The organism is Buttiauxella warmboldiae (assembly GCF_003818135.1).
Taxonomy (GTDB): Bacteria; Pseudomonadota; Gammaproteobacteria; order Enterobacterales; family Enterobacteriaceae; genus Buttiauxella; species Buttiauxella warmboldiae.
This window is the reverse complement of the sequence record NZ_RPOH01000107.1, coordinates 1-10013: the sequence shown is the minus strand read 5'-3', so window position 1 is coordinate 10013 and position 10013 is coordinate 1. Positions and strand designations below refer to the sequence as shown.

The 10013-nt window shown below is 51.7% G+C and carries 9 protein-coding genes; 3 read left to right on the top strand and 6 right to left on the bottom strand.

Annotated features, from left to right (window positions below; genetic code table 11):
• Positions 1–573: 573 nt before the first annotated feature.
• Both EHN07_RS19770 and yeaG read right to left on the bottom strand, forming a co-directional pair.
• Entirely contained in the window at positions 574–1854 is a 1281-nt protein-coding gene (locus tag EHN07_RS19770; RefSeq protein ID WP_124025717.1) for a YeaH/YhbH family protein, read from the bottom strand.
• A 69-nt stretch (positions 1855–1923) separates the two neighbouring features.
• The gene (gene yeaG / locus EHN07_RS19765; protein ID WP_124025716.1) at positions 1924–3858 is read right to left on the bottom strand and encodes a protein kinase YeaG; all 1935 of its coding nucleotides are present in this window, start codon (positions 3856–3858) and stop codon (positions 1924–1926) included.
• A 424-nt stretch (positions 3859–4282) separates the two neighbouring features.
• Here yeaG and EHN07_RS19760 point away from each other — a divergent pair, with 424 nt between their 5' ends.
• Positions 4283–5032 carry a MipA/OmpV family protein gene (locus tag EHN07_RS19760; RefSeq protein ID WP_124025715.1) on the top strand — a complete coding sequence of 250 codons (750 nt, stop codon included), beginning with the start codon at positions 4283–4285 and terminating at the stop codon, positions 5030–5032.
• 132 nt (positions 5033–5164) lie between these two features.
• Here the strand turns inward: EHN07_RS19760 and EHN07_RS19755 are convergent, their stop codons facing one another.
• Positions 5165–6052, bottom strand: coding sequence for a D-hexose-6-phosphate mutarotase (locus tag EHN07_RS19755; RefSeq protein WP_124025714.1), 888 nt, complete (start codon positions 6050–6052; stop codon positions 5165–5167).
• A 76-nt stretch (positions 6053–6128) separates the two neighbouring features.
• Entirely contained in the window at positions 6129–7124 is a 996-nt protein-coding gene (gapA, locus tag EHN07_RS19750; RefSeq protein WP_124025713.1) for a glyceraldehyde-3-phosphate dehydrogenase, read from the bottom strand.
• A 346-nt stretch (positions 7125–7470) separates the two neighbouring features.
• On the opposite strand from gapA, the gene msrB reads away from it, so the two are divergent.
• Together msrB and EHN07_RS19740 are read left to right on the top strand one after the other, a co-directional pair.
• Complete coding sequence (gene msrB / locus EHN07_RS19745; protein WP_124025712.1) at positions 7471–7884, top strand: peptide-methionine (R)-S-oxide reductase MsrB; 414 nt, start codon at positions 7471–7473, stop codon at positions 7882–7884.
• A 42-nt stretch (positions 7885–7926) separates the two neighbouring features.
• Entirely contained in the window at positions 7927–8202 is a 276-nt protein-coding gene (locus EHN07_RS19740) for a YeaC family protein (protein ID WP_124025718.1), read from the top strand.
• A gap of 38 nt (positions 8203–8240) precedes the next feature.
• On the opposite strand, the gene pncA is transcribed toward EHN07_RS19740, so the two are convergent.
• Together pncA and ansA are read right to left on the bottom strand one after the other, a co-directional pair.
• Positions 8241–8873, bottom strand: a complete 633-nt coding sequence (pncA, locus tag EHN07_RS19735) for a bifunctional nicotinamidase/pyrazinamidase (protein ID WP_124025711.1) — start codon at positions 8871–8873, stop codon at positions 8241–8243.
• 6 nt (positions 8874–8879) lie between these two features.
• Positions 8880–9896, bottom strand: a complete 1017-nt coding sequence (gene ansA, locus EHN07_RS19730; RefSeq protein ID WP_124025710.1) for an asparaginase — start codon at positions 9894–9896, stop codon at positions 8880–8882.
• Between the last annotated feature and the right edge of the window lie 117 nt (positions 9897–10013).

The window sequence follows — 10013 nt, the reverse complement described above, 5'->3', positions numbered from 1 at the left end:
GACTGGCCTAAGAAGTTACGAAATAGCGCACGCCCGGTAGACATTTCCATCGTAGAATTTTCATGCTCCAGTTATCTGTATTACTTCAAAGCCAGGCGAGGCGATGTAGTCTCCCCGCTCTTAACGTTGAAATCATTCGGATAGATATAAAAAGTTGCGTTCCATTGTGTCGCTTCAGGGTACTCGCGCATATGATATCAATCAAGGCGCAGGAATAGAGATTGCTGACAAAGAAGGAAAAAGCGTGGTTTTTCCTTCTTTGTGGTGATCAGCCGAAAATCAATAAATTGATTTTCCTTGTTTTTTATTGATAGACCATGTTCGTTTTGCGAAAGTCATGGGGGTTTGTCATCAGTCTGGAAACTGTTTTTATTGTGATTTATCACTTTACGCGCAGGGAGGTTCTGTCGTCAGTCTTTTTAAGGCGTGAGGCGAATTTTTGCATGCGCTGATGCTGTGGGCCTGTAGCAGGTGCAAAGCGCGTGCGGAGTTGGCTTATCAGTAGCATAAGCTGCTGCTGTCATCGGCGGGAAATAACCAGGCCTGCCAGAATATTCTGGCGGGCCTGCAAGGTCAGGTGTAAGTGTGGTTCGTCTGCTTCTGGAATAGCTCACGAAATACCGGATAGATATCATCCTGATCGCGAATATGCTGCATTGCAAAGTTATCAAACGTGGACTGTAAATCCTCATATTCGCGCCACAGGGTTTGGTGGGCGCGGCGGGTGATTTCGATGTAGCTGTAATAACGCACCATCGGCAGTATTTTTTTCGCCAGCAGCTCATGGCACAGCGGTGAATCATCCGCCCAGTTATCACCATCGGAGGCTTGTGCCGCGTAAATATTCCACAGCGCCGGGTCATAGCGCTCTTTTACCACTTCATCCATCAGTTTCAGGGCGCTGGAGACAATCGTGCCGCCCGTTTCCTGCGAGTAAAAGAACTCGTGCTCATCCACCTCTTTGGCCTGGGTGTGGTGGCGAATATAAACTACCTCCACGTTTTTATAGGTCCGGCTCAGGAACAGATAGAGCAGGATATAAAAGCGTTTAGCCATATCCTTGGTCGCCTGGTCCATCGAGCCGGAGACATCCATTAAACAGAACATCACCGCCTGGCTTGAAGGTTCAGGGCGTTTTTCATAATTTTTGTAGCGCAGATCGAAAGTGTCGATAAACGGCACCCGGGCAATCTTGTCGCGCAGTTCAGCAATCTCTTTGCGCAAGCGCTCTTCTTCCAGCAGCTGCGCAGGCTCGCTGTGGCTTACCGTCTGCAGGCTTTCTTCCAGTTCATGCAGCTGGCGGCGTTTTCCGGCGGTCATCGCCGTGCGCCGGGCCAGCGAGTTTTGCAGTGAACGCACCACGCTAATATTCGCCGGCACGCCATTCGAGGTATAACCCGCACGATGCGATTTAAACTCGGCGATCTGGCGGTGCTGATTCTTCTTCAGATTCGGCAAGGCCAGGTCTTCAAACAGCAGATCGAGATATTCATCTTTGGAAATCTGAAACACGAATTCATCCTGGCCTTCACCGTCCTGGCTTGCCTGGCCCTGGCCCCCACCGGAACCGCCGCCGCCCTGCGGGCGCTCAATGCGGTCATTCTGCACAAAGTGATCGTTTCCGGGGTGAACGCGATGACGCAGCCCGCCGCGTCCCTGATGAAACATCGGTTCGCTGATGTCTTCATTTGGGATAGAGACGGATTCGCCGCTGTCGACGTCGGTGACCGAACGCTTGTTGATGGCCCCGGAAATTGACTGTTTAATCTGTGCCTTATAACGGCGTAAAAAACGCTGGCGATTCACCGCGCTTTTATTTTTACCGTTCAGTCGCCTGTCAATAAAATAGGCCATATTTCCCCCAAACTTCTTTGCCAACTGCGCAGGGGGCCACAGCGCGTGGCCCCATCTTTGACTCAGGCGTTATGAAGATTTGCGCACCCGCAGATACCATTCGCACAGCAGGCGAACCTGTTTGCGGGTGTAGCCTTTCTCCATCATGCGATCGACAAAGTCATCGTGTTTTTTCTGCTCGTCGGTCGAGGTTTTGGCATTGAACGAGATAACGGGCAGCAGCTCTTCGGTATTGGAGAACATTTTCTTCTCGATAACCGTGCGCAGCTTCTCGTAGCTGGTCCAGTTAGGGTTGCGACCATTATTGTTGGCACGGGCGCGCAGCACGAAGTTAACTATCTCATTGCGGAAATCTTTCGGGTTGCTGATGCCGGCCGGTTTTTCAATTTTTTCCAGTTCCGCATTCAGGGACTCACGGTCAAACAGCTGGCCGGTATCCGGGTCGCGGTACTCCTGATCCTGAATCCAGAAGTCAGCGTAGGTAACATAACGGTCGAAAATATTTTGCCCGTACTCTGAGTAAGATTCGAGATACGCGGTCTGGATCTCTTTACCAATAAATTCAGCGTATTTCGGGATCAGGTAGCCTTTCAGGTGCTCCAGGTATTTCTCCGCCACATCCTGCGGGAACTGTTCGCGCTCGATCTGCTGTTCCAGCACATAGAACAGATGCACCGGGTTGGCGGCCACTTCTACGTGGTCAAAGTTGAACACGCGGGAGAGAATTTTGAACGCAAAGCGCGTTGAGAGCCCGTTCATGCCTTCGTCGACGCCGGCATAATCGCGATACTCCTGGTAGGATTTCGCTTTCGGGTCGGTATCTTTCAGACTTTCACCGTCGTACACGCGCATTTTCGAGTAAATACTGGAGTTTTCCGGCTCTTTCAGCCGCGACAGAATAGAGAAGCGCGATAGCGTTTCCAGCGTGCCGGGCGCACAGGGGGCGTGGAGCAACTCGCTGTGGGTGAGCAGTTTTTCGTAGATTTTGATCTCTTCGGAAATCCGCAGGCAATAAGGCACTTTGACGATATAAACACGGTCAAGGAACGCCTCGTTGTTTTTGTTATTGCGGAAGGTCACCCACTCGGATTCGTTGGAGTGCGCCAGAATAATGCCGTTAAACGGCAGGGCGGAGATGCCTTCCGTCCCGTTATAGTTCCCCTCCTGGGTTGCGGTCAGCAATGGGTGGAGCACTTTAATCGGCGCTTTGAACATCTCCACAAATTCCATGATGCCCTGGTTTGCGCGGCACAGCGCACCGGAATAGCCGTAGGCATCAGGATCGTTCTGCGCGTGGTTTTCCAGCTTACGAATATCCACTTTCCCGACCAGCGCCGAGATATCCTGGTTGTTCTCATCCCCCGGTTCCGTTTTGGCAATCGCAATTTGCGCCAGAATCGACGGCCAGACTTTCACCACGCGGAATTTGGTGATGTCGCCGCCAAACTCATGCAGACGTTTTGCCGCCCATGGCGACATAATTGTGCCGAGGTAGCGGGTTGGGACGCCGTACTCTTTTTCCAGAATCGAGGCGTCCTCCTGCGGATTAAACAAACACAGCGGGTGGTCATTCACCGGGCTGCGCTCGCCGTTAGCGCTCAGGGTATAAATGGGGACGCGCTGCATCAGCGCTTTCAGGCGTTCAGCGAGCGAGGATTTACCGCCCCCGACCGGGCCCAGCAAATAGAGGATCTGTTTCTTCTCTTCCAGACCCTGGGCAGCATGTTTGAGATAGGCAACAATTTGTTCAATGGCTTCTTCCATGCCATAGAACTCTTCAAATGCCGGGTAACGGGAAATCACCCGGTTCGAAAAGAGACGGGACAGCCGTGGCTCTGTGGCAGTATCCACCATTACGGGTTCACCAATGGCCATCAATAGCCTTTCTGCCGCATTAGCATAGGCACTGCGATCTTGCTTACAGATGGCAAGAAACTCCTGCAGTGTGAACTCTTCGTCCTTGGCAGCTTCATAACGCTGGCGATAGTGATCGAATATATTCATGGCATGCCGTCCTTTCGTTTTTAGCACAGGTTAGAGAGCCGAGGGTAATAGTAATGGGCTCCCGGAAGACGCCTCCTGAATCTCGAGCAACTTTTATGCCAACTTCGCTAGTGGCGTTTTCGTGCTGTGTTCAGCGTATTTCATCTTCCTAAAATAAAGCGTAGATGGCATTTGCAAAACTTGCATACGGCCACGGGCCAATTTCAATGACATATCAATAACTCATCCATTTATTTCTCCTTTAGGTCATCAAGCGCAGCGCCGGCTATGACCCGCTATTCATAAAAGTGAAACGAAGGTGAAACCCGGGTACGAGATGTTGAATGGTTGCACAGAAGTTTAAATTGAGTAAAAAATTTGGGGTGGAGAGCAAGGGAGGTTACACTCTCAGCGCTGATTATTTGATTAAAGGGCTTAATGGATTGTGAGCAAATTCAAATTTCTTATATTAGGGGCGTTGATTGCCTCATCTTTTACTGCCGTACATGCCGCTGACGGCCCATGGTCTTTAGGGGCTGCAGCCCTGGTTACCCCAAACATGTATAAAGGCGATCAGGACCGTGTCTACCCGGTGCCAATGGTGGGTTACGAAGGGGACAGTTTCTACCTGCGTGGCCTTAACGCGGGTTACTACCTGTGGAATGACAAGACCGACAAGCTGTCTGTCACCGCCTACTACTCGCCGCTCTTCTTCCGTGCGAAGGACAGTGACTCAAAAAGTATGCGTCAGTTAGAAAACCGTAAAGCGACGCTGATGGCGGGGCTTTCGTATGTGCACTACACCGATTATGGTTTCCTGCGCACGGTGCTTGCGGGCGACACCCTGGATAACAGTAACGGTATCACCTGGGACACCGCGTGGCTGTATCGCTACAGCGCCGACAGGCTGACATTGACGCCGGGTATCGGGATCGTGTGGAGCAGCGAAAATCAGAACGAATACTATTATGGCATCAGCAAAAACGAGTCGCAGCGCAGCGGGTTAAGCAGCTATAACCCTGACGATAGCTGGTCGCCGTATGTTGAGTTGTCGGTAAACTACAAGCTTACGCAGAGCTGGAACGTTTTCGGGATGGGGCGTTATATCCACCTGGCCGATGAAGTCACCAATAGCCCGATGATTGATAAAGAGTGGACGGGTATTTTGATGACGGGCGTCACCTACAGTTTCTGATGGTGTAGCTTATCTCCTTCCTCGGGGCGATTGCGCCCCGTTTGCACATTGGTGGTGCAGTCATTTCAGAAGCAAGCCAGGTGATGGAAAAGGCGTTTACGGCCCGGTACCGGAAACGCCTTTAGAGGGGGATTAAGCTTTTTTCGCCACGCGCAAGGTGGTGGCTAAACGAGCAGGTTTATCCGCTGTCGCCTGCTGCATGGCGCTGGCATAGGCGGTTTCCACGCAGACGAAAGTTTTGTAACCATCGTCTGGCATATCCGTCATCGAGGCCGAGAGCGCCGGGCCTGGGTTCCAGCCAACCACGTTAATATGGTGATGATGAACGACATCAATAGTGCGATTCAGACTGGCATCGTGGATGACGCTGCACTCTTCCGGCTGCAGATACACGCGATCTGTACGATCCGGGAAGGTTTGTACTCCATCGGTTAACTGGCCGAGAGAAGCGTTCAGCACTTTATCGATATACTTGTTGCCCAGCCCACTGACTTTCACCTCAGCGATATCGCCAACGTTGAAGTAAGTATGCAGCGCTGAGTTCACTGTAAACTCGCCGTGCGCTTCCAGTTCCATCTCACAGGTTTTACCCAGCTTGTAACGCGCGTACAGGGTAAAGTCATGCGGCCAGTACTGGCGGCTGGCATCGCTGCTTTGCAGTTCGAAAGTCAGCGCCACGCCGTTTTCATCTTCATGATGCGCGCTCAGAGTCCACGGCAGATTACGGGCGAAACCATGAGCTGGCAGACCGGCCTGCGCCGCCGGGCCAAACCACGGCCAGCAGATTGGCACGCCACCACGAATAGCCACGCCGTCTTTAAATGGCGTGTTGTCGCTCAACCACAGCACTTCATCTTCACCTGCGGGCTTCCATGACAGCAGATGCGCACCCTGCAAAGTGACAGAGCCGCGAGCCTGCGGGTGGTCAATCACGATGACTTCCAGCTCATCAATCTGACGGCGGGAGAGAGAAGGGGTGATTTGTTCAATAACCGGAAGGGCAAAAATTTTATTAATCATTGGTTTAACCTATCGATCAAAGGCGAAAAAAAAGGGCGACCGCAGTCGCCCTTCAGGATTAAACACTCATCTCAACTTATTTGGAGATGTGAGCGATCAGATCCAGTACTTTGTTTGAGTAGCCAGTTTCGTTGTCGTACCAGGAAACCAGTTTCACAAAGTTGTCGTTCAGTGCGATACCCGCTTTAGCATCGAACACGGAAGTGCAAACTTCGCCGTTGAAATCGGTAGAAACAACGTCGTCTTCGGTGTAACCCAGAACGCCTTTCATTGGGCCTTCAGCAGCCGCTTTGATTGCTTTCTTGATTTCTTCGTAAGACGCAGCTTTTTCCAGACGAACGGTCAGGTCAACTACAGACACGTTTGGAGTTGGAACGCGGAACGCCATACCAGTGATTTTACCGTTCAGCTCTGGCAGTACCACGCCGACAGCTTTAGCAGCACCGGTAGAAGAAGGGATGATGTTCTGAGCTGCGCCGCGGCCGCCGCGCCAGTCTTTGTGAGACGGGCCATCAACAGTTTTCTGCGTAGCGGTAGTGGCGTGAACAGTGGTCATCAGACCTTCGATAATACCGAAGTTGTCGTTGATAACTTTAGCCAGTGGAGCCAGGCAGTTAGTGGTGCAAGATGCGTTAGAAACGATATCCTGGCCAGCATACTTCTCAAAGTTAGCGCCTTTAACGAACATCGGCGTGCTGTCTTTAGAAGGACCAGTCAGAACCACTTTTTTAGCGCCAGCAGTGATGTGCTTACGAGCAGTTTCGTCAGTCAGGAACAGACCGGTTGCTTCAGCAACAACGTCTACGTTGACTTCGTTCCACTTCAGGTTAGCCGGATCGCGTTCTGCGGTAACACGGATAGTTTTGCCGTTAACAACCAGGTGGCCGTCTTTGACTTCTACAGTGCCGTTGAAACGACCGTGAGTTGAGTCGTACTTCAGCATGTAAGCCATGTATTCAGCGTCTAACAGGTCGTTGATTGCAACGATTTCAATGTCAGAACGTTCCTGAGCAGCACGGAAAACAATACGGCCGATACGGCCAAAACCGTTGATACCTACTTTGATAGTCATATATTCCACCAGCTATTTGTTAGTGAATAAAAGGTTGCCTGTAAAATTACAAAAACCTTACTCAGCGTCAAGCGGAATCGTGTCAATCATTGCGACAAATCAATCCAGTGGAGATCATTTGAACGACTGAACCGCCTCGCGCTTCCCTTTTGGCTGTTTATCCAAACGGGGACGATACGAGGAATTTTAAACATCGATTCCTACAAAAATGTGATGCCGGTCACAATTGACGCTGTGCCAGAAATTCAGGGCTAAGTTTAGAACAAAAAACCGCACGGTGTTGTTAATTTTTTGTTAGAATCATGCTGTTATCAGTTACGCTCCCCACTGCACGAGATGTACAGCTATGGCTAACCAATTACCTCCTGATTTATCTAAAAAAAACCTGTCTGAAATGCAGTTCTATGTCACCCAGAAGCACGGCACCGAGCCGCCGTTTTCCGGGCGCCTGCTGCATAACAAGCGGGAAGGTGTCTACCATTGCCTGGTCTGTGATGCCCCGCTGTTTATGTCCGACTCCAAGTATGACTCAGGCTGCGGCTGGCCTAGTTTCTATGAGCCGGTAAGCGACAGCGCTATCCGCTACATCAAGGACTTCTCCCACGGCATGGAACGTATTGAGATCCGCTGTAGCCACTGTGAAGCTCATTTAGGCCATGTTTTCCCGGATGGCCCGCAGCCGACCGGCGAGCGCTACTGCGTAAATTCAGCTTCGTTAAACTTCACCGACGACAAAAACGGTGAGCAAACTGAAGGTTGAAAAATCGATTCAGCTAATTATTCCACAGGAGCTTGCCGCATGATGAATCTGGATGAAATGTTAAACACTATGACGCCGGAAGTTTATCAACGCCTGGTGACCGCCGTTGAGCTGGGGAAATGGCCGGACGGTGTGGCACTGACGCCCGATCAAAAAGAGAACAGTCTGCAGCTGGTGATGATGTGGCAGGCGCGTTACAACACTGACGCGCAGCATATGACCATCGACACCCAGGGGCAGATGGTGATGAAAAGCAAACAGCAGCTCAAGGCTGAGTTTGGTATTGAACCCGCGCCGATTGTGACGGTGAAGCTGTAAATTGACAACCGGGTGGCGTGCTGCCACCCAGGATAAAGCTAGCAGATAAAATCAGCCTGCGTCATCAGCGTGGCGCCCGCCGCAGACATAGTCTGGAAAGCTTTCAGGCTATCCTGTGGTTGCAGGTTCACACCGCGGCAACCATCGGTTATTACGATAACCTCATAGCCCAGCGTTAAAGCATCAAGCACCGTAAATTTCACGCAATAATCGGTCGCCAGTCCGAGTACCACGAGCTGCTTGGTCTCATTGCGGTACAACCAGTCATCAAGCAGCGTTTTCTGGCGATGCCCGTTGTCGAAAAATGCACTGTAGCTATCAATCAGTGGATTTTCGCCTTTTTGAAAGACAGCATCGACGTCATGCGTATTAAGCAAAGGGTGGAGCTGTGCTCCTTCGCTATTCTGCACGCAGTGATCGGGCCACCAGGTTTGCCGCAGCCCGTCGAGCCTCCCTTGTGAAAAAGGCTCGGTTCTCTGAACGCTGGCGAAACTCCCGTGATTGGCCGGGTGCCAGTCCTGGGTGGCGACTATTGCATCGCCGTGCGCTTTGCAGAAGCTAATTAGCCTATTTGCCACGTCAACCGTGCTGTCTCCTTCGGGAACGGCAAGCGCGCCACCGGCACAAAAATCATTCTGTATATCAACCAGTAACAAAGCACGTTTCATGATTTCTCCTTATTCATCCGGGGTCAGTTCGCCACGTAAGTTGCACGACATCGCTTCGCGAATGGCCTGCACGTCCAGATTCTGACTGAGCAGATAGTGCAGCTTAGTCAGCGTTGCCTCAACCGTCATATCATAGCCGCTAATCACGCCCGCTTGCGCCAGGGCATTACCCGTCGCGTAGCCGCCCATATTCACTTTCCCCGACATACACTGCGTCAGGTTAACCACCACAATTCCGCGTGAACAGGCTTTTTGTAACTCTTGCAGGAATGCTCCGTGCTGGGGGGCGTTACCTACGCCGTAAGAGCGCAGGATCAATGCCTTAACAGGCTGGCGTAAAAAATTGCCCACCACGTCTGCTGAGATCCCAGGATAAATCGTTACCACCCCAATAGGCTGCGGAGTAATAGGGTGGACTACCAGTTCCCCTACGCTCTGCGGTGCGGCAGGTGTGTTCAGGCGGCGAATATGAATTCCTGCTTCAAGCAGGGGGGCAAGGTTTGGCGAAGCAAACGCATCGAAGCCGTCGGCATGGGCCTTGGTGGTGCGGTTGCCGCGATACAGACGATTATTGAAGAACAGCGTCACTTCGTTAATCGGGAAGTTTGCCGCGATATACAGCGAGTTGAGCAGGTTAATTTGCCCATCGGAGCGCAGCTCCTCCAGCGGGATTTGCGAGCCGGTAACAATCACCGGTTTGCTGAGGTTTTCCAGCATGAACGACAGCGCCGAAGCGGTGAATGCCATGGTGTCCGTACCGTGCAGGATCACAAAACCGTCGTACTCATCGTAGCGGGCTTTAATATCGTCGGCGATGTGCTGCCAGTCCTCAGGCGTCATGTCCGAGGAGTCCATCAGCGGCTGATATTCATGGATGGTGAAATCAGGCATTTCCGGGCGATGAAATTCAGGCATCAACGCCAGCTGCCGTTGCAGGTGGCCGGAAACAGGGATGTAACCGTGTGCTGAGCGTTGCATACCGATAGTACCGCCGGTGTAGGCAACGTAGATGGATTTTTTTTGCATGAGAGGGCTCGCTTGTCCTTAATGCGGCGCAGTATAAGACGGTGGGGCAAAAAAATCAGCCCGGTTAGTATGCTGACCAGGAAGGAAAAAGCGTGGTTTTTCCTTCCTGGTGGCGAT